Origin of the sequence: Paraburkholderia sp. J8-2, from assembly GCF_905220195.1 — a bacterium.
Lineage (GTDB): Bacteria > Pseudomonadota > Gammaproteobacteria > Burkholderiales > Burkholderiaceae > Paraburkholderia.
In genome coordinates this window covers 574,194-594,527 of sequence record NZ_CAJMZA010000002.1, presented here as the reverse complement: position 1 = coordinate 594,527, position 20,334 = coordinate 574,194, and the positions used below count along the sequence as shown (strand labels likewise).

15 protein-coding genes are annotated in these 20,334 nt (G+C 66.0%); 5 read left to right on the top strand and 10 right to left on the bottom strand.

What is annotated here, in order from left to right:
* Positions 1 to 7: 7 nt before the first annotated feature.
* The gene (locus U5A52_RS07955) at positions 8 to 3,181 is read right to left on the bottom strand and encodes an efflux RND transporter permease subunit (protein WP_321934439.1); all 3,174 of its coding nucleotides are present in this window, start codon (positions 3,179 to 3,181) and stop codon (positions 8 to 10) included.
* A 547-nt stretch (positions 3,182 to 3,728) separates the two neighbouring features.
* Here U5A52_RS07955 and U5A52_RS07950 point away from each other — a divergent pair.
* On the top strand, positions 3,729 to 3,941 hold the full coding sequence (locus tag U5A52_RS07950; protein WP_321907377.1) for a hypothetical protein: 213 nt from the start codon (positions 3,729 to 3,731) through the stop codon (positions 3,939 to 3,941).
* Positions 3,942 to 4,067: 126 nt separating this feature from the next.
* Positions 4,068 to 5,129 (top strand): serine/threonine protein kinase, encoded by a 1,062-nt coding sequence (locus tag U5A52_RS07945; RefSeq protein WP_415765062.1) that lies wholly within the window; start codon positions 4,068 to 4,070, stop codon positions 5,127 to 5,129.
* A 22-nt stretch (positions 5,130 to 5,151) separates the two neighbouring features.
* On the opposite strand, the gene U5A52_RS07940 is transcribed toward U5A52_RS07945, so the two are convergent.
* Entirely contained in the window at positions 5,152 to 7,110 is a 1,959-nt protein-coding gene (locus U5A52_RS07940) for a DUF3857 and transglutaminase domain-containing protein (protein ID WP_321934438.1), read from the bottom strand.
* Between the two features lie 449 nt (positions 7,111 to 7,559).
* On the opposite strand from U5A52_RS07940, the gene U5A52_RS07935 reads away from it, so the two are divergent.
* From U5A52_RS07935 to U5A52_RS07925, 3 genes are all read left to right on the top strand, one after another.
* Entirely contained in the window at positions 7,560 to 8,960 is a 1,401-nt protein-coding gene (locus U5A52_RS07935; protein ID WP_321907384.1) for an OFA family MFS transporter, read from the top strand.
* A gap of 13 nt (positions 8,961 to 8,973) precedes the next feature.
* Positions 8,974 to 9,102: an MFS transporter small subunit gene (locus U5A52_RS07930; RefSeq protein WP_321907385.1), complete on the top strand. Its 129-nt coding sequence runs from the start codon at positions 8,974 to 8,976 to the stop codon at positions 9,100 to 9,102.
* Between the two features lie 185 nt (positions 9,103 to 9,287).
* On the top strand, positions 9,288 to 10,694 hold the full coding sequence (locus tag U5A52_RS07925; protein ID WP_321934437.1) for a DUF308 domain-containing protein: 1,407 nt from the start codon (positions 9,288 to 9,290) through the stop codon (positions 10,692 to 10,694).
* Between the two features lie 19 nt (positions 10,695 to 10,713).
* Here U5A52_RS07925 and U5A52_RS07920 read toward each other — a convergent pair whose 3' ends face one another.
* The 8 genes from U5A52_RS07920 to U5A52_RS07885 form a co-directional block, all read right to left on the bottom strand.
* The gene (locus U5A52_RS07920; RefSeq protein WP_321907387.1) at positions 10,714 to 11,736 is read right to left on the bottom strand and encodes an XdhC family protein; all 1,023 of its coding nucleotides are present in this window, start codon (positions 11,734 to 11,736) and stop codon (positions 10,714 to 10,716) included.
* Positions 11,709 to 12,281 carry a carbon monoxide dehydrogenase subunit G gene (locus tag U5A52_RS07915; RefSeq protein WP_321934436.1) on the bottom strand — a complete coding sequence of 191 codons (573 nt, stop codon included), beginning with the start codon at positions 12,279 to 12,281 and terminating at the stop codon, positions 11,709 to 11,711. Before U5A52_RS07915 ends, U5A52_RS07920 begins: the two co-directional genes overlap by 28 nt.
* Positions 12,272 to 13,504, bottom strand: a complete 1,233-nt coding sequence (locus tag U5A52_RS07910) for a VWA domain-containing protein (RefSeq protein WP_321934435.1) — start codon at positions 13,502 to 13,504, stop codon at positions 12,272 to 12,274. Before U5A52_RS07910 ends, U5A52_RS07915 begins: the two co-directional genes overlap by 10 nt.
* A 5-nt stretch (positions 13,505 to 13,509) precedes the next feature.
* A complete protein-coding gene (locus tag U5A52_RS07905; RefSeq protein ID WP_321934434.1) occupies positions 13,510 to 14,397 on the bottom strand; it encodes a MoxR family ATPase in 888 nt (295 codons plus the stop codon).
* A gap of 78 nt (positions 14,398 to 14,475) precedes the next feature.
* Complete coding sequence (locus tag U5A52_RS07900; RefSeq protein ID WP_321934433.1) at positions 14,476 to 15,273, bottom strand: xanthine dehydrogenase family protein subunit M; 798 nt, start codon at positions 15,271 to 15,273, stop codon at positions 14,476 to 14,478.
* A 13-nt stretch (positions 15,274 to 15,286) separates the two neighbouring features.
* A complete protein-coding gene (locus tag U5A52_RS07895) occupies positions 15,287 to 17,677 on the bottom strand; it encodes a xanthine dehydrogenase family protein molybdopterin-binding subunit (protein WP_321907395.1) in 2,391 nt (796 codons plus the stop codon).
* Between the two features lie 14 nt (positions 17,678 to 17,691).
* Positions 17,692 to 18,189, bottom strand: coding sequence for a (2Fe-2S)-binding protein (locus tag U5A52_RS07890; protein ID WP_321907397.1), 498 nt, complete (start codon positions 18,187 to 18,189; stop codon positions 17,692 to 17,694).
* Positions 18,190 to 18,625: 436 nt separating this feature from the next.
* Positions 18,626 to 20,044 carry an amino acid permease gene (locus tag U5A52_RS07885; RefSeq protein ID WP_321907399.1) on the bottom strand — a complete coding sequence of 473 codons (1,419 nt, stop codon included), beginning with the start codon at positions 20,042 to 20,044 and terminating at the stop codon, positions 18,626 to 18,628.
* Positions 20,045 to 20,334 lie beyond the last annotated feature (290 nt).

The following is a 20,334-nucleotide window of genomic DNA, read 5'->3' as shown; positions in this document are numbered from 1 at the left end:
AGGGTATTCATGATTTGGGCACCACGTTTTCACTGGCGCGCTGGCGGCGCTCGCCGAGCTTGCGGTAGATGAGCGAGAACACCACGGGTACGAAGATCAGCGTGGCGAGCGTGCCCACCGCGAGGCCGCCGATCACGGCGCGCCCGAGCGGCGCATTTTGCTCGCCGCCTTCGCCAAGGCCAATGGCCATCGGCACCATGCCGATCACCATGGCGAGCGCGGTCATGAGCACCGGGCGAAAACGCGTGTAGCCCGCTTCGATCGCGGCGCGCGCCGCGTCGCCGTGCAGGCGCAACTGCTCGCGCGCGAAGCTGATGACGAGAATGGAGTTCGCCGTGGCAATGCCGATACACATGATCGCGCCCGTGAGCGCGGGAATGGACAGCGTGGTGTGCGTGAGGAACAGCATCCAGACGATGCCCGCAAGCGCGCCCGGCAGCGCCGTGATGATGATGAACGGATCGAGCCACGACTGGAAGTTCACGACGATCAGCAGATACACGAGCACGATCGCGAAGACGAGACCGCCGAACAATCCGGAGAACGAATCGTTCATCGTCTGCACCTGGCCGCGCAGCTTGACGGTGGAGGTTTTCGGCAGCGCGTCGCGCGTCTGGTCGATGATCTTCGCGATGTCGTCGGAAACGGCGCCGAGGTCGCGCCCGTCGGCGGTGCCGTAAATGTCGATGGTGGTCTGCGCGTTGTAGTGCGTGACCACCGCGTCGCCCGCCACGCGCTGCATGCTCGCGAGCGAGCCGAGAATATTGCTGCGGCCGTTCGCGGTGAGCGGAATGTTGGCGAGCGACTGCAGCGAATCGATCGTGTATTGCGGCGCTTCGGTCACGACGTTGTAGCTCACGCCGTTGACCGGGTTGAGCCAGAACGTGGGCGTGGTCTGCTGGCTGCCCGAGAGCGTGATGAGCAGATCGCTTGCCACGTCCTTCTGCGTGAAGCCCGCCTGCTGCGCGCGCGTGCGGTCCACGTCGATGAAGATGCGCGGCAGGTCCGCGGGCTGCTGGATGCGCGCGTCGACGAAGCCGGGCACGCCGCGCAGTCGCGCGAGCAGCTTCGCCGCGAACGCGCGGTTTCCCGCCACGTCGCGGCCCACGATCTGCACGTCGATAGGCGAGGGCATGCCGAAGTTCAGCGTCTGGCTCACGATATCGGCGGGCAGGAAGGCGAACTGCACGCCCGGGAACTCGTCGTTGAGCGTGCGGCGCAACAGGCGCACGTAATCCGCCGTGGCGTGGTGATCTTCGTTCAGCGAGATCAGCACGTCGGCGTCGGAGGTGCCGATGGTGCCCGTGTTGCTGTACGACAGGTTGATACCCGAGACCGGCAGGCCGATGTTGTCGATGATCGAATGCAGCTCGCCCGGCGGAATCAATGTACGCACGCGCTTGTCGATCCGATCGACGAGCACGGCCGTTTCTTCCACACGCATGCCGGTTTTCGCGCGCACGTGCAGCGCGATGGTGCCGGCATCGACTTGCGGAAAGAAGTCTCGCCCGAGGAACGGCATGAGCAACAGCGAGGCGCCACAGCAGGCGAGAAACGCCACGACGAACCACACGGGATGCTTCACGCGCGCCGCGAGAAACACGCGGTAGCGCTCGCGCAGCCCCTCGAAGCCGCGCTCGAACGCGAGGTGCACGCGCATGAACGGATTGCGTGTCGTGCGATGCAGGTCGGCGGCCTTGTGATGATGGCGCATCAGGTACTTCGCGAGCGTGGGCACGAGCGTACGCGAGAAGAAGTACGAGGCCAGCATGGCGAATACCACGGCTTCCGCGAGCGGGATGAAGAGGTAATGCGCCACGCCCGTGAGCAGGAACATCGGCACGAACACAATGCAGATGGAGAGCGTGGAGACCAGCGTGGGAATCGCGATCTGGTGCGCGCCGTCGAGAATCGCCTGTTCCAGCGTCTTGCCTTGCTCCAGCTGCTGGCTGATGTTCTCGATGGCGACCGTTGCGTCGTCAACGAGAATGCCCACCGCGAGCGCAAGCCCGCCGAGCGTCATGATGTTGATGGTCTCGCCGAGCGCCGCGAGCACGATGACCGAGGTGATCATCGAAAGCGGAATCGAGACCGCGATGATGAGCGTGGCGCGCCAGTTGCCGAGAAATAGCAGGATCATGAGCGCCGTGAGCGCGGCGGCGATGAGCGCCTCGCGCAGCACGCCCTGCACGGAGGCGCGCACGAAAAGAGACTGATCCGCGACCGGATCGATATTGAGCGACGACGGCACGAGGTTGCGCAGCGTCGGCATCATCTCCTTGATGCGATCGACGATTTCGAGCGTGGACGTATTGCCGCTCTTGTTGATGGTGAGGAGCGAGGCGCGCTGACCGTCCACGCGCACGATGTTGGTTTGCGGCACGTAGCCGTCGCGCACGTGCGCGACGTCGCGGATATAGATCGTGCCGCTTGCCGTGGTTTTCACGGGAATGTCGTTCAAGCCCGCTAAGCTGTTGGGGCTTGCGTTCATCGTGACCGAATATTCGGTCGCGCCTATTTTCGCCGTGCCGGAGGGCAGGATGAGGTTCTGCGCGCTGATCGCGTTCACCACGTCCATGGGCGAGAGATTGTGCTGCTGCAGCGCGCGCTGGTTGATGTCAACCATGATTTGCCGCTGCTTGCCGCCATAGGGCAGCGGCGCGGAGGCGCCCGGCACGGTCGCGAGCTGCGTCTTCAGGAAGTTGTTGCCGTAGTCGAACAACTCCTGCTCGGTAAGTTGCGGTGAGGAAAGCGACAGGCGCAGGATCGGCACAGTCGAGGCGTTGTAGCGCAGAATGAAGGGCGGCTGGATGCCAGGCGGCAGCGAGCGCAACTGCGCTTGCGAAAGCGCCGTGACTTCGGCGAGTGCTTCCTGGATATTGGCGTGCGGCTGGAAGAAGATCTTCACGACCGCGATACCGTTGAGCGAGGTCGATTCGGTGTGCTCGATATCGTTGACCGCCACGGAAAGGCCGCGCTCGTAGTTGAGCACGATGCGCTTTTCCATTTCGTCGGCGGGCAGGCCTGTGTAGGTCCAGATCACCGAGAGCACCGGGATGTCGATGTTCGGGAAGATGTCCGTGGGCGTGCGCAGGATCGTCAGCGGCCCGACGATCAAAAGCAGCAACGCGAGCACGACGAACGTGTACGGGCGCTTGAGCGCGAGTCGAACGATCCACATGGAACGACGGGTTCCTTCGCTGGTGGCGGAGTGTGGCTCGCGCGGCTGGTCTGGCCGCGATGGCGAGCGTTTAGGTTATCGGTATCGTGGCCGGCTATGATGGCGCGCTTGAGGTCTTTGCCTGTGCTGCGCCTGGCCTTTGTGGTGCACGGTTGGGACAGGACTATAGCGCCAGTCACGAGGCATCAGCGTACTTTTTCAGGGACTGCCCTAGCAAGGGCGCTGAGAATGGGGTTTACCATCTGTTACAGTCAGCTTTTCGTAAGTTGCGCGAACGAGGCAGGGCGGAGCAGTGACGGTGCAAGGCGGCGTCTGCACGGCGTCGTTGATACACCCCCCTATTTTTTCGCTTTGCGCATGCGCTCAAACAAGCAACAATGGGGATGCCAAGGGTCCGGCCGTGCTTAAGCGCGCGGAACGAGCGGGTCGCCCGAGGCACGTTTGGATGCGCGCGCAACCGTTGGTGCGCATCGGTTTTTTTGTCAGCATGCCGACCGGTTTTCCTTCGAGGGAGCCGGCGAAGGTAGCGAGGTAACGGGGAAACATCATGCAAATCGGTTCTATCGTCCGTTCCGTTCATATCGCCGTGCCACAGGGCGCGCGCGGCATCGTGATGCGCATTCTCGGCGACATGGCGATGGTGACCTGGTATGCCGGGGAGCCTGGCTCGTCGAAGCAACTCAGCACCGAGCCCTTTTTTCTCGAAGATCTGATCGATACGGGCGAGCACGTCATGCCCGCCGGCGCGCAGATCCACTGAGCCTGGGCTCTGTGACACGCTGACGAGGCGCGCCGCGCCTCGTCGCAGGGTTGCGCGCCGCGTTTGTGTTCATCGTGCCCGCCGTGGCGCACCGCGTGCTCGCAGCCACTGCCCGCAAGAGGCACAATTGCGGGTATGAATTACGATCCTTCTCCTCTTCCGGGCGAACCTTCCGGCCCCGGCGATTCCAGCGACCCGCAAGCCGCGCCCTACGCGCGTCTCACGCCTGAATGCGTGCTCGACGCCGTGGATGGCGTGCTGATGCCGGCCAACCGCCGCACGGATGGCCGCATGCTCGCGCTCAACAGCTACGAGAATCGCGTGTACCAGGTGGGCGTGGAAGACGAGGCGCCGCTCATCGCCAAGTTCTATCGCCCCGAGCGCTGGAGCGACGAGGCGATCCTCGAAGAGCACGCCTTCGTCGCCGAACTCGCCGCGCGCGAGATTCCCGCTGTGCCCGCGCTTGCCTTCGAAGGGCGCACGCTGCACGAGTTCGACGGGTTTCGCTTCTCGCTTTTCGAGCGCCGTGGCGGCCGCGCGCCGGATCTCGACCGCAGCGACACGCTCGAATGGCTGGGCCGTTTCATCGGCCGCATTCACGCGGTGGGCGCGACAAAACCTTACGCAGCACGCCCCACGCTCGACATTCAGACGTACGGCTACGAGCCGCGCACGTATCTGCTGGAACATGGCTTCGTGCCCTCCGATGTGCGCGAAGCGTGGCAGGCCGCGGTCAATCTCGCGCTCGAAGGCGTGGAGGCGGCATTCGAGCGTGCGGGCGACGTGCGTTCGCTGCGCCTGCACGGCGACTGCCATCCGAGCAACGTGCTCTGGACCGACGCCGGCCCGCATTTTGTGGACTTCGACGACAGCCGCATGGGTCCCGCTATCCAGGATTTGTGGCTGCTGCTGCCCGGCGATCGTGCGGGCGCCTCGCGTGCGATGGCGGATCTGCTCGCCGGTTATGAGGACTTCTGCGAATTCGAGCCGCGCGAGCTGCATCTCGTCGAGGCGCTGCGCACGCTGCGCCTCATCCACTACTCGGCGTGGCTCGCGCGCCGCTGGCACGATCCCGCGTTTCCGGCCGCCTTCCCGTGGTTCAACACGCAGCGTTACTGGGAAGAGCGCATTCTCGAACTGCGCGAGCAGATCGGCGCGATGCAGGAAGGGCCGCTCTGGCCCGTGTGAACGCTGAACGCGGCGCGCAGGCTCACTGCGCGCTCGCCGGACTGCCGGGCGAGGCGCCCTGCGCAGATGGCTTGACGATCAATTGCGCGCGCAGGTCGCGCGCCATCGTCTCGAACGCGGGGCGCATCTGTGCGAAATCGTCGGCGCTGCACACGTCGCTTGCGAAATGCGTCTGGCCCGTACGCGTGACGCGCAGCACGTTCGCCTCTGCGTCGAGCGCGTACTGCGAACTGAAATCGATGAAACGGTTGTCGGCGTGCTGCGGCATGGGCACGTCGAGCACGCGCATGCCCGGCGGCAGGACGATGCGCGTGCGCTCGGTCATCACCACGTTGCGGCACATGAACGGCTGCGTGCGCCGCGGCTCGCCGAGCCAGTAGCGCAGATTCGCGTCGAGTCCACCCACGAAGCTCGTGAGCGTGGGCACAGGCGTGGTCATCTCAGGGTCGACGAAACCGTCGAAGGTGCCCGTGAGCGTGAGCACGAGCGGTCCCGCCGTGGCGTCGAGCGGGCTGGAGGCGAGCGTGGCGTTGCCGCGCAGGTTGGCGTTGTGCAGCTCCCATTGCAGCGACTCCTCGCGCTGCGCGGGCGTTTGCAGGCGCAGCACGCTGCGTGTCTGTTCGGCGGACCAGCCCTCTGCCTGCAAGCGGTAGATGAAATGCGCCGAGCCGTCGGGCGCGACCGTGATGTCGAGATCGCTTTCGCGCGTGGTCGAGGCCGTGGCGGGCGTGCGGACCTGCGTGCCGTCGCTGGCGAGCACGGCCACGCGGTCCATATCCGTCGACGGCAGGTAGCCGAACTCGATGTTGCTCGCGGTGGAGTCGGCGAACATCTGCAGATCGGGCAGCCAGGTGATGACGTGATTGATCACGCCGAAGCCCGGCACGCTCGGCAGCGTGTAGACCGTGCCGCTGTTCACGAGCGCCGGCATGCTGCGGATGCCGACGGCGTCGAGCAGCGCGCCGTAGAGCGCGACGTGGTCCTTGCAGTCGCCATAGCGGTTTGCGAGCACGTCGCTGGCGCGGTGCGGCACGATCTCGCCGCGCCCGATATTCATCGCCACGTAGCGGATGTTGCGGCGCACCCAGTCGTAGAGCGACTGCGCCTTCGCGCGCGGCGTGTCGTCGTGCGCCGTGAGCGTGAGCGCGAGACGCACGATGGCCGGGTCGCGCACGGTCGGATCGGCGGCCGCCTCGCGATAGACCTTTGCGAAGGCCGCGTAATCGGGGAAGGTGGACACCATCAGCCGGTCGCCGTAGCTCACGTAGGCCACCGAGCCGTATTCGAGGCGCTGAAAATTCGCCTTGTCGTAGCGATACTCATAGCGCGTGCGGCCGTTCACCGTGGCGGGCGGCAAAACGGTAAAGCCGCGCGCGTCGGCGTAGAGCGGCACTTTCGCGGGCAGGTCGTAGATCACGCGGAAGTTGTGCGTGGGCGCGAGGTCGGGCGGCGTGAAGTCGCTGAACCAGCCCGGCACGAGCGGCACGCGCTGGATCTTGCGCCACGTGAGATGCACGCGCGCGCCGGGCTCCACGGCCGGGAACACGATCACCTTGTCCTGCACGTCCTGGAACATCGGGGCGTCGAACGAGCGCACTTCCTGCACGTCGCGGATCTGCTCGGGCCGCACGTCGTGGCGGCCGCCCTGGGCGTCCTCGGTCCACGCTTCGAGCACCTCCACGTGGGCCATCTCGCGGTTGAACCACACGTAGTACTGGCCCGCGCGCGCAATGCCGGCCTCGGTGTTCACGCGCAGCGTGAGCGAGTCGAGCTTGGTGTACGAGCCGTCCGCGTTGACCGTGAAGGTCTGCGTTTCCGATTCGTTGGTGTAGGGCGCCTGCGCGGCGCTGCCCGCCGGATTCAGTTCGCCCGTTTCGAGGGGCACGGGCGTGAGCTGCGCCACGCCCGGGCGCAGGTCGGCGGCGAAGGTTCCCGTAGCGGGGCCGAGCACGGCTAGGCAAAGAGCGAGAGCGAGGCGCATTGGGGGGCTCGGCAGGGGTCGGGTCGCGGATGGGCGCTACTCCCGTCACTTAAAAGTCATGCAACCGGCTTGTCAAGCGGATGGCCCGCACGCAGCCCGCAGGGGGCCCTGTATCGAGCATTGAGTCTAAATGCTGGGCCGCGCCATGAAATGCCCGCCTGCGTTGTTGTCCCTGGCGTCCTGCGGCGCCGCCGCCAGTTTGCTGCGCACGCAACAATCGGCCGAGCGCGACGGCGCGCGGGCCGCTGAAGGCCATATGTATGTTTACCTCATATTGCCAAGGCAGCGCCTGGGGTCTAAGGTTCGTGCAGCCGTCAAGCGGCAAATAAGTGTTCTGTGCGCTAACGCACAAAAGAGCACGTAAGACCACGCCTACCAACAGCCATTTTGGATGGGACCAGAGAGAGCGCCCACCCCTCGCTCCACCTCTGGTTGATTCGGGAGATCCCATGAGCAGCGTTGCAGATTCGACGCGCGGTGCGCAAAGCGCACCTTTCTTTTCCAAAGAGGCGACCGTCGCCCCGCCGGGCTTTTCGCGCTGGATGGTGCCGCCCGCAGCGCTGGCCGTGCATCTGTGCATCGGCCAGGCCTATGCGTTTTCCGTGTTCAACGCGCCGCTCACGAAGGTGATCGGCATTACGCAGTCCGCGCCCGATGACTGGTCGCTCACCACGCTGGGCTGGATTTTTTCGCTGGCCATCGTGTTTCTCGGCCTTTCCGCCGCCTTTGGCGGCAAATGGCTCGAACGTGTGGGCCCGCGCCGCACGATGTTTACCGCGGCATGCTGCTTTGGCGGCGGCTTCCTCGTTTCCGCGCTTGGCGTGTATCTGCATCAGATCGCGCTGCTCTATCTCGGCTACGGCGTGATCGGCGGCATCGGCCTTGGGCTCGGCTACGTCTCGCCGGTTTCGACGCTGATCCGCTGGTTCCCCGACCGCCGCGGCATGGCAACTGGCCTCGCGATCATGGGCTTCGGCGGCGGCGCGATGATCGCCGCGCCGCTCTCCGTCATGCTGATGAAGCACTTCGCGAGCGACACGAGCGCGGGCGTCGCCCAGACCTTCGTGGTGCTTGGCGTGGCGTACTTCATCTCGATGTCGATCGGCGCCCTCGCCATTCGTGTGCCCGCGCCCGACTGGAAGCCCGCGGGCTGGACGCCGCCGGTCGTCGCGAAGAAGCTCGTGTCGAACCAGCACGTGCACATCGACCAGGCGCTCAAGACGCCGCAGTTCTACCTGATCTGGCTCGTGCTGTTCCTCAACGTGACGGCCGGTATCGGCATTCTGGGTCAGGCCTCGGTCATGATTCAGGAAAGCTTCAAGGACACGGTGACCGCCGGAGCGGCGGCGGGCTTCGTGGGCCTGCTCTCGCTCTTCAACATGGGCGGGCGCTTCGTGTGGGCTTCGGCTTCCGACTGGGTGGGCCGCAAGAACACCTACTTCATTTTCTTCGTGTTCGGCGCGGTGCTCTATTACGCGGTGCCGCAGTTCGCGCAGAGCGGCAACATCGTGCTGTTCGTGCTGGCGTACTGCCTGATCCTCTCGATGTACGGCGGCGGCTTCGCGACCGTGCCCGCGTATCTCGCGGACATGTTCGGCACGGCGTTCGTCGGCGGCATTCACGGCCGTTTGCTCACCGCGTGGGCGGCTGCAGGCGTGGCGGGCCCGGTGCTCGTGAACTACGTGCGCGCCTATCAGGTCGCCAACGGCGTGGCGAAGGCCGACGCGTACACGATGACTGTGCACATCATGGCTTCGCTGCTCGTGCTCGGCTTCATCTGCAATCTGCTCGTGCGCCGCGTGGACGCGAAGCATCACATGAGCGAGACGCAACTCGCCGCCGGTAAATAAGGAGGAACGCGCAATGTCTAGTCAAGCTGCCCCGAAATCGTCAAACACGGCGCTGATGGCGATCTTCTGGCTTTACGTGCTGGTGCCGCTCGTGTGGGGCGTGACCAACACGCTCACGCAGGCGATGAAGCTGTTCGGCTGATGCCTCGACGTTGAAGTGAGGCGAGGCGGCGCGAGCCGCCCGCGAAAAACCCGTACTGCGGGCCGCCGACGCGAGTCGCGGCCCGCAGTTTTTTTGGGGGCGCGTAGTCGCGTGCACGCTTGTGGCGATCCCTCGCCGCACGGCAGTACGATGCGTTTTCGTAACGCGGCATCCGGAGACGGACGATGGTGCGGATCATGATGATCCTGCTAGGCGTGGAGTATCTGCGCGAGCGCTGGCGCGGCGTGATGGCCGTGGGCGTGATGAGCGCGCTCGTGGGCGCGGCGCTCTTTATCGACGCACTCGACGGCGTGCTGTATTTCCATATCGCGCCGTTCGCGTGGCTGCTGCTGATCGAAGGCCTCGCCACGCTCGCGGTGGCATGGACCGGCATGGGCGGCCAGCGCACGCTGCGCTATGTGAAGGGCTTCGGTTTTTGCATCACTGCGGTGCTCGTGCTTTCGGGCTACCGGCACGCGTCGTTCATTATTTCGATGGTGTTCGCCACGCTCTTTCTCGCCGATGGCCTGCTGCAGATCGCGTCGGCCTGGGTCGTGCGCTATCGCACGTGGCGTCTCGCGCTGGCGGGCGGCGCGCTGCAGATCGCCATCGCCATCTTTCTCTACCAGCCTTATCCCACGCACTACAAGGGCACCGTGCCGTACTGCCTCGGGCTCATTCTGATGTTCGCCGGCTGGAACCTGCTGCTGCTCGCGTTGCGCGCGCGCCGGCTTGCCGTGAATCCGGCGGCGGCGCAGGGCGGCGCGGCAGCGCTCGTGGCGAGCGCGGTGGGCGCGGCGAATGCGGCCAAAGGCCAGGCGCAGAGACTCGCACAAGCCGTGTTCGACGGGCCGCCCGCGCCGCACGAGCACGCGCTCACGGTACACGTGTGGACGCCAGTGGGCACTTCGAGAGCCGAGGCGCGGCGCCAGCCGCTCATCGACCGTTATATTGCCGCCGTCGATCGTGATGGCGTGATTTCCACGGGGCACGCCGCGCTCGAATCGCCCGAGCGCGTGTACATCAGCCTCTATCCGGCCGTGGAAATCGATCGTTCTCCCGATGAATTCACGCGCACGCTGCGCGCGACCCGCGAGAACGACGTGCCGGGCCTTTTCCAGCCCGACTACGTAACGGAGTCGCAGGCGTGGTGTCCGTCCACGCGTCAGGTGCGCATTCGCAACTACGATCCGCTTCGGCTGGAAAGCTTCTGGCAGCGCTATCGCGAGGACACGACCTATAACCTCACGCACCGCAATTGCTCGAGCACGGTTTCGCACGCGCTGGAGGCGGCGCTCGAAGGCGCGACGCCGCGTGTGTGGGGCCACGGGTGGCTCGCGTTCGCGCGCATGCTCACGACGCCGGAGCTATGGGTGGCGGCGCAGGTGCGCAAACGCGGCCAGACAATGGCGTGGACGCCGGGACTCACGCTCGACTACGCTCGCGCGCTGAGCATGCTGGCGGACCCGCGTCCTTCGGGATGGACGCGCATGCTCAGATCGCTGCGCGCGCGGATGTTAAGACGGGAGCGCAGGCACGAGCGCGAGCGCAAGCACGAGGCCGATCGCGACGGGCGCTCGCCTCACGCGTGACGCTACCAACAAACCGGCCTCACACGTCGCACGTCGATCCCGCACCCGCGGCATGTTCGCGCGCTGCCTTGGCGCCTTCCACCTGGAGAATGGTCGGCAGGGACACACCGTTCTTCGCCGCCGTGACTTCCGCGAGGATCGACACTGCGATCTCCGGCGGCGTGCGGCTGCCGATGTAAATGCCCACCGGGCCATGCAGCCGCGCGAGTTCCGCTTCGCTCAGGTCGAACTCCTTGAGCCGCTCGCGCCGCGCCGCATTGTTGCGCCGTGAGCCCAGCGCGCCCACGTAGAACGCGGGCGTCTTGAGCGCTTCCATTAGCGCGAGGTCGTCGAGCTTGGGGTCGTGCGTGAGTGCGATCACGGCGCAGCGTTCGTCGAGCTTCATGTCGAGCACGGTGTCGTCGGGCATGGTGCGCACGAGCGCCGTGCCGGGCACGTCCCAGATGTCGGTGTATTCCTCGCGCGGGTCGCACACGGTCACCTGGTAGTCGAGCCCCACCGCGATCTGGCAAAGATAGCGCGAGAGCTGCCCCGCGCCGATCACCAGCATGCGGTAGCGCGGGCCGTGAATCGTGAGCAGACGCGCGTCGTCGAAGTCCACGCCATCGGTCGCTTTTGCGGGGCCGAGCGTGGCGCGACCGGTCGCCATATCGAGTGTGCGCGCAACCAGATCGCCGCGCTCGACGGTTTCAAGCAGTTCGCGAATGCCCGAGGCCTCCGAGAGCGGCTCGAGCACGAGCTGGATCGTGCCGCCGCATGGCAGTCCGAAACGATGCGCCTCTTCGGCCGTGATGCCGTACTTCACCGCCTCGGGTCTGGCGATCGTGACGCCTTCGCGGCGCACGCGGTCGATCAGATCGTCCTCGATGCAGCCGCCCGAAACGGAGCCGACCACGTGGCCATCGTCTCGCACCACGAGCATCGCGCCCTCGGGGCGCGGCGACGAGCCCCACGTTTTCACCACTGTCACCAGCAACGCGCGGTGCCCTGCGTCGAGCCAGTTCACGCTGGATTTCAGGACTTCGAGATCCACGCTGTCCATGATCGTTTCCTCTTCGGTGTTTCCTCTGCGCTTTCGCCTTGCTGTTCGCCTTCTGCGTCGCTTCCGGCAGGCGTCGCCGCTGCGTCGGTATTGTGCTGCGCATCGCCGCCGAGCTGTTCCCCGAAACGCTTGAAAAACTCGCCTGCGATCTTGCGCGCCGCGCCGTCCACGAGGCGCGAGCCGATCTGGGCGAGCTTGCCGCCCACCTGGGCGTTCGCGGTGTACGTGAGCGTGGTCGACTCGTCGCCGGCGGATTCGAGCTTCACGTGCGCGTCGCCCTTGCCGAAGCCCGCTGCGCCGCCCTGGCCCTCGAAAACGATCGTATAGCTGTTCGGTGCTTCGATGTCGGCGAGCTGCATGCGGCCCTTGAAGCGCGCCTTCACCGGACCCACGGCGGCGGTCAGCGCGACAGCGTAGGCGTTCTCGCCATCGGCTTCGATGCTTTCGCAGCCCGGTATGCACGCCTTGAGGATCGCCGTGTCGTTGAGCGCTTCCCAGGCGCGCTGTTGCGGCACCGGCAGCGTGTGGCTTTCGGTCAACTCCATCGTGTGTCTCCTTGCGTACGTGCAACCGGCGCGGCTTCGCACAGGCTGCGCGCGAACGCTTCGAGGCTGTCGAGATTGTGGACGGGGTAATGCGCGTCGACGTGCGGCAGCATTGCCTGCACGCCGCGCGCTTTGGGGGTGAAATCGCGGTAGCGCAAGAGCGGATTGAGCCAGGTCACGCGGTGCGCGAAGCGGTGCAGGCGCGCCATCTCCTCGCCGAGCAGGCTGCATTCATCGTGATCGAGCCCGTCGGTGACGATCAGCACCGTCGCGCGGCCGCCGAGCATGCGGCGCGCCCAGCGGCGGTTGAATTCGGCCAGCGTCGCGCCGATGCGAGTGCCGCCCGACCAGTCCGCAACCTGAGTGGCGAGCTGCGCAAGCGCGACATCGGGGTCGCGTTCGCGCAGCGCGCGCGTGGCGTGCGTGAGGCGCGTGCCGAACAGAAACACCTGCAGGCGTTCGCGCGATTGCAATAACGCGTGGCAGAAGTAGAGCACCGCGCGCGAATAGCTGCTCATGGAGCCCGAAATGTCGAGCAGCAGCACGAGCGGCAGTTTGCGCTCCACAGGCGCGCGATATTTCCATACCGTCCAGTCGCCGCCCGCGCGCACTGCGTGGCGCGCGCTCGCGCGCAAATCGGCGTGCGTGCCGTGCGACGATGCCTTCAGGCGCCGCGTGCGTTCCGTGGCGAGCGGCAGGCGGCGCGCGCGGATCAGGTGGCGCAGCGCGCGCCATTCGTCGGCGGAAAGCGTGTCGAAGTCGCGCTGGCGCAGGCGTTCTTCGGCGCTGAACGTGGCGTGCGCGCGCAATTCATGTTCTTCGTGCGAGGGCGGCGGCTTCGCGCCGGGGCGGGTGGCCGGGCGTGCGGCGAGCGCGTCGGCGAGGCGGTTGTTGCGGCGCGGCGGCGGCACGCCGCCTTGCACCTTCGGTAACAAGAGCGCGCGCAGCTTGCCTTCGAAATCGGGATCGCGCCAGAAGAGGGCGAAGGCGGCGTCGAAGATCTCGCGCTCGTCGGGCGCGCTCGTGAGGAGCGCGGCGAGCGCCGCATGCACGTCGTCGCGGCGGCCGAGGTCGATATGGCGCAGCGCTTCGATCGCGTCGACGGCGCGCGACGGCGACATCGGCAGGCCCGCGCCGCGCAGCACGCGCACGAAATGCACGACGTTGCGCGCGAACGTGGGCAGGGTGTTGATCGAGGCGGTTTCGTTCGCGGCTGCGGACATCGTGCTCACTCCGCGAGCGCGAGCGTTTGCGCGATGCGTTGCGCGTCGAGCTGAGCGAGGTCGTCCTGATACTTCAGCAGCACGCCCAGCGTGTCCTGCACCGATTGCGGATCGAGTTCCGTCACGGCGAGCGCGGAAAGCGCGCGGCACCAGTCGATCGTTTCGGCAATGCCGGGCGCCTTGAAAAGGTCCATGGTGCGCAATTGATGCACGAACGCCACGGCGCGATGCTGCAATTCCGGGGCGGTTTCAGGCGCGCGCGCAGCCACGATCGCGAGTTCGCGCGCGCGGTCGGGGTAGCCGAGCCATTGATAAAGACAGCGCCGCTTGAGCGCGTCGTGCACTTCGCGTGTGCGGTTCGAGGTGATGATGACAAGCGGCGGCGTACTCGCGTGCACGGTGCCGTACTCGGGAATCGATACCTGGAAGTCCGAAAGGAGTTCGAGCAGGAAGGCTTCGAACGGTTCGTCGGCACGGTCGATTTCGTCGATCAGCAGCACGCGGCGTGCAGAAGGGTTCTGCGGATCGGGTTGCAGGGACTGCAGCAGCGGGCGCTTCAACAGAAATTCGTCGCGATAAAGCGTGTCGTTGCGTGGCTTTTCGCCGGCGGCTTCGGCAAGACGCAGCGCCATGATCTGGCGCGGGTAGTCCCACTCGTACAGCGCGCTTGCCGTGTCGAGCCCTTCGTAGCATTGCAGGCGCAAAACCGTCGTGCCGAGCATCGCCGCGGCGGCCTTCGCGAGTTCGGTCTTGCCCACGCCCGGTTCGCCTTCGAGAAAGAGCGGCCGCTCCATGCGCAGCGCGAGAAAGAGCGCCGTGGCGAGCTCGCGGCTCGCGAAATAGCCGCGCGCTTCGAGCTGCGCGAGGGTGTCGTCGATCGAGGCGGATTGCATGAGTCTGTCTTGCTGGCGCGGATCAAAGGCGGCGAGCGCTTCCGTGCAAAAGAGGAAGCGCTCGCCCTCGAGACAAGCCTAGCCGTTGGCCTTCGCCACCGCGCGCGCCGCGAGCACCGGTATGAGGTGCGCGCGATACGCCGCGCTCGCGTGCAGGTCGGTGTTGAGGTCGTCGGCGGCGACTTTTACCGCGCGTGCGGCTTCGGGCGCGAAGTTCGTCTTCAGCGCGCTTTCCAGCGCGCCTTCGCGGAACACCGATGGCCCGGCGCCCGTGACGGCCACACGCACCTCGCCGGGGTATTTCGCGACGAACACGCCCGTGAGCGCGAAGTGCGAGGCCGGATTGCAAAACTTCTCGTAGGCCGCGCGTTCGGGCACCTGGAATTCGACGGACACAATCAGCTCGTCGGGCTCCAGCGCCGTTTCGTACATGCCGAGGAAGAAGTCGTCGGCCGCGATGCGCCGCCGGTCCGTCACCACCGTCGCGTTCAGCGCGAGCACCGCAGCCGGATAATCGGCGGCGGGGTCGTCGTTCGCGAGCGAGCCGCCGAGCGTGCCGAGCGCGCGCACCTGGCGGTCGCCGATCATGCCCGCGAGGTCCGCGAGCGCCGGCAGCGCGTTGCGGATCTGCGCATTTTCGGCGACGTCGGCATGGCACACGGCCGCGCCTATCTTCACCACCTTGCCGTCCACCTGCACGGCTTTGAGCTCGGGAATGCGCGTGACGTCCACGAGCGTGGTGGGCTGCGCGAGGCGCAGCTTCATCGCCGCGAGCAGGCTCTGGCCGCCGCCGAGGAATTTGGCGTCGGCATCGGCCGCGAGGGCTTTCACGGCGCCTTGCGCGTCAGTCGCGCGCTGATAGTCGAATGCGTACATGGAGCGCCTCCGCTCAAGGTTGTGAAGTGGCCTGCGCGGCCTGGATCGCTTGCCATACCCGATGCGGCGTGGCCGGCATCTGCAGGTCCTTCACGCCTAACGGCGAGAGTGCGTCCAGAATCGCGTTGATGACGGCGGGCGGCGAGCCGATCGCGCCGGCTTCGCCGCAGCCCTTCACGCCAAGCGGATTGTGCGTGCACGGCGTGCCTTTCGCGGTTTCCACCGTGTACGAAGGCACATCCGACGCGTGCGGCATCGCATAGTCCATGTACGAGCCCGAGAGCAGCTGGCCGCTTTCGTTGTCGTACACGCACTGTTCGAGCATCGCCTGGCCGATGCCTTGGCCCAGGCCCCCATGCACCTGGCCTTCGACGATCATCGGATTGATGACGTTGCCGAAGTCGTCGACGGCGGTGAAGCGTTCGATGCGCGTTTCGCCCGTCTCGGGATCGACTTCGACTTCGCAGAGATACGCGCCCGACGGATACGTGAAGTTGGTCGGGTCGTAGAACGCGCTTTCGTCGAGGCCCGGTTCGAGCGTCTCCAGCGGATAGTTGTGCGGCACGTACGCGGCCAGCGAGATTTCCGCAAAGGTCTTCGTGCGGTCGGTGCCCGCCACGCGGAATACGCCGTCGACGAACTCGATGTCCTCCACGCCCGCTTCGAGCATATGCGCGGCGATCTTCTTCGCCTTCGCTTCGATCTTGTCGAGCGCCTTCATGATGGCCGAGCCGCCCACCGAGATCGAGCGCGAGCCGTAGGTGCCCATGCCGAACGGAATGCGGCCGGTGTCGCCATGCACGATCTCGACCTGCTCGATCGGCACGCCTAATCGATCGGATACGACCTGCGCGAAGGTCGTCTCGTGGCCTTGGCCGTGGCTGTGCGAGCCCGTGAACACCGTGACGGAACCGGTCGGGTTCACGCGGACCTCGCCCGCTTCGAACAGGCCCGCACGCGCGCCAAGCGCACCGGCGATGTTCGATGGCGCGAGCCCGCACGCCTCGATGTAGCACGAGTAGCCCAGACCTCGTAGCAAGCCTCGCGCCTTCGATGCGTCGCGCCGCGCGGCGAAGCCCTTGACGTCGGCGAGTTCGAGCGCGCGCCCGAGGCATGCTTCGTAGTCGCCTGTGTCATAGGTGAGGCCCACAGGCGTGGCATACGGGAAGCTCGTGATGAAGTTGCGGCGGCGGATCTCGGCGCGATCGATGTTCATCTCGCGTGCGGCCGTTTCCACGAGACGCTCGACCACGTAGGTGGCTTCCGGGCGCCCTGCGCCGCGATACGCATCCACCGGCACCGTGTTCGTGAACACGGCTTTCACTTCTGCGTAGATCGCGGGCGTGGTGTACTGGCCCGCGAGCAGCGTGGCGTAGAGAATGGTCGGCACGCTGGAAGCGAACGTCGAGAGATACGCGCCCATGTTCGCCGTGGTGTGCACGCGCATGGCGAGGAACTTGCCGTCCTTGTCGAGCGCGAGTTCGGCTTTGGTGACATGGTCGCGGCCGTGTGCGTCGGATACGAAGGACTCCGATCGTTCGGCGGTCCACTTCACCGGACGGCGGATTTTCTTCGCGGCCCACGTGAGCGCGACATCTTCGGCATACAGAAAGATCTTCGAGCCGAAGCCGCCGCCCACGTCGGGCGCGACGATGCGCAGCTTCGTTTCGGGCAGCCCGAGCACGAACGCGGCCATGAGCAGGCGCTCGACGTGCGGGTTCTGGTTGGACACGTACACGGTGTAGCTGTCGTCGTGCTGCGAGTAGCTCGCGTTCACGGCGCGCGGCTCGATGGCGTTTGGAATGAGCCGGTTGTTGACGATGTCGAGCGTCGTTACGTGCGCGGCCTGTGCGAACGCGGCGTCGGTCGCGGCCTTGTCGCCGTGGCCCCACGTGTAGCAGGTGTTGTTCGCCACGCCGTCGTGCACGAGCGGTTGGCCCGCGTCGGCTGCGTGCGCCGTGTCGACGATGGCGGGCAGTTCTTCGTAATCGACTTCGATCAGTTCGGCGGCGTCCTTCGCGGCCTTGACTGAATCGGCGATCACGAGTGCGACCTGGTCGCCCACGTGGCGCGCTTTCTCGTGCGCGATCACAGGGTGCGGCGGCTCGTTCATCGGCGTGCCGTCGATGCTGTGGATGAGCCAGCCGCACGGCAGGCCGCCCACGTTCTCCGCTGCGAGGTCCGCGCCGGTGAAAACAGCCACGACGCCGGGTGCGGCCTTCGCCGCGTTGGTGTCGATGCTCTTGATACGCGCATGCGCGTGCGGCGAGCGCACGAACACGGCGTAGGTTTGCGCGGGCAGCACGACGTCGTCGGTGTACTGGCCTACGCCGGTGAGGAAGCGGTAGTCTTCCTTGCGCTTCACGGGCGCGCCGATCATGCGATTGGGTTCGGGTGCGTTCATGGTGGCCTCCCGAGTCACGCCGTCGTGGCGGCAGCAGTTGCGCCCGCGCGCATTTCCTGCGCGCCCGCGACCACGGCCTTCACGATGTTGTGATAGCCCGTACAGCGGCAGAAGTTGCCGTCCAGGCCTTCGCGCACGTCCGCTTCGGTGAGGTCGGGCTTGTCGGCGGCGAGCGCGGTCGCGCACATCACCATGCCAGGCGTGCAGAAACCGCATTGCAGGCCGTGGCATTCGCGGAACGCGGCCTGCATCGGATGCAGCGTGCCGTTTTTCGCGAGGCCTTCGATCGTCGTCACTTCCATGCCGTCGCACTGCACGGCGAGCTGGTTGCACGACTTGATCGCGCGGCCGTTCAGGTGGACAGTGCAGGCCCCGCATTGCGCCGTGTCGCAGCCGACGTGCGTGCCGGTGAGACGCTGCTGTTCGCGCAGGAACTGGACGAGGAGCGTGTGGGGTTCGACCTCGGCGGTCACGGGCGCGCCGTTGACCGTGAGGCTAATACTGATCGTCATTGATTGTCTCCAATGTCGACCGGAGCCGGTGCTGCGCGTGACTCCGGTCCCATACCATGTGATGGGATAGAGACCTGCCTGGGCCCGCTTTTTTACACTGAATCGACCGCCATAACCGCCCGCAATCGAACTTGCCCGTCTCACGCATTGCGCCTCATTGCGCGCGCAACGCATGCCGCCGCGCAAAACGCGCGAGGCGATTCGGGCGAGTGGAACAAGTGCGGGTGGAGCGGAATCGGGGTCCGGCTGGTGCCTTGCTGTTCAGTGAAGCCTGGGGGTGACGCCCGGACAGTAAAGCACACTTTGCTGAATTCCGCTGCGCGGGGTTTTACCCTCCAGAATGCTTGCGAAGCGCGTAAAAAAACGGCCCGCCTCGATGACTCGGGGCGGGCCGTTTGCGTTGCAGTGCAGCGATTAAAGCAGGATCACGCGCTGATCAATCGTGATGCACCGACTCGTGCGGTGCATGCGCGAGGCGCGAATGCCGGCGCGAATAGCCGAAGTAGACGATCAGGCCGAAGCCGGTCCAGACGAGGAACGCAACCCACGTGAGCGGCTGGAGGTTGATCATGAGAAAGAGGCACGAGGCCACCGCGAGAATCGGCACCACGGGCACGCCCGGGCAGCGGAACGCGCGCGGCAGGTGCGGGTGGGTCTTGCGCAGCACGAGCACGGCGATCGACACCATCGAGAACGCGGCGAGCGTGCCGATGTTGATGAGTTCGGCCAGCACGTTCAGCGGCACGAGCGCGCCGATCAAACCGAAGAAAATGCCCACGAGCCAGGTCGTGAAGAACGGTGTGGCGAAGCGCGGGTGCACCTTCGACAGTTTGGCGGGCAAGAGGCCGTCGCGCGACATCGCGTAGATGATGCGGGTCTGGCCGTAGCTCATCACGAGGATCACGGTGAGCATGCCGAGCACGGCGCCGAGATCGATGAAGCCCGCAACCCAGTTTTCACCCACCACCTGCAGCGCGAACGAGACCGGGTGGCCAACATGGGCGAAGCGCGGCGACGGCACGATGCCGGTCACGACCGCCGCCACGGCGACGTACAGCACCGCGCACACGGCGAGCGAGGCGATGATGCCGATAGGCAGATCGCGCTTGGGGTTTTTCACCTCCTCGGCGGCGGAAGACACCGAGTCGAAGCCGATGAACGCGAAGAACATCACGGCCGCGGCGCCGAACACGCCGCGCCAGCCGTTGGGCATGAACGGATGCCAGTTCGCGGGGGTGACGTGGAACACGCCCACGGCGATCACGAGCAGCACCACGGTCACCTTGATCGCCACCATGATGTTGTTGATGCGGGTGGATTCGCGCACGCCCACGGAGAGGAGCGCCGTGATCGCCATCATCACGAGGAAGGCGGGCAGGTTGAAGAGCGTGTGCACGCCGGGCACGGCGCCGGGTGCGGCCGTGAGCGCCGCGGGCAGCGTGAGGCCGAAGCCGGAGAGCAGCGACTGCAGGTAGCCCGACCAGCCCACCGAGACCGCCGAAGTGGCGAGCCCGTACTCGAGCATCAGGTCCCAGCCGATCACCCACGCGGCCAGTTCGCCGAGCGTGGCGTACGAGTAGGTGTAGATCGAGCCGGCCACGGGAATGGTCGAGGCGAATTCGGCGTAGGCGAGCGCGGCGAAGCAGCAGGCCACCGCCGCGAACAGGAACGAGAGCATGAGGGCCGGGCCGGCCTGCACGGCGCCCGTGCCGGTCAGCACGAAAATGCCGGTGCCGATGATCGCGCCGATGCCGAGAAAGGTGAGGTCGAGCGCGCCGAGTGCTTTTTTCAGGCCGGCGCCCTTGGCGCTCGCCTGCAGCATGTGTTCGACGTTCTTCTTGCGAAAGAGGGACATTTGGCGGGGAACTCCACGTAAAACGCGCGAAGGCGAGGAACCGGCGCGGTGGGTCGACCCACCCCCGCCTTCGCCGGCTTCGCGTGCCGGATGTCTGGGGGAAACCCTAAATTTTAGCGGATGTACTGTGGGAGACCGGTTGAGCAGGGTCGCAAACGTACGTTTTGCGCGGACGATTCCGCCGCAAACCGGGACGCGCGAGCGCGATCCTTGCCGGGAGCCGCGCAAACGGCGAATTTCATTTCCGGATCAACGGGTTGTGGCGAGAAGGCAGCCTTGATGCCGCCATG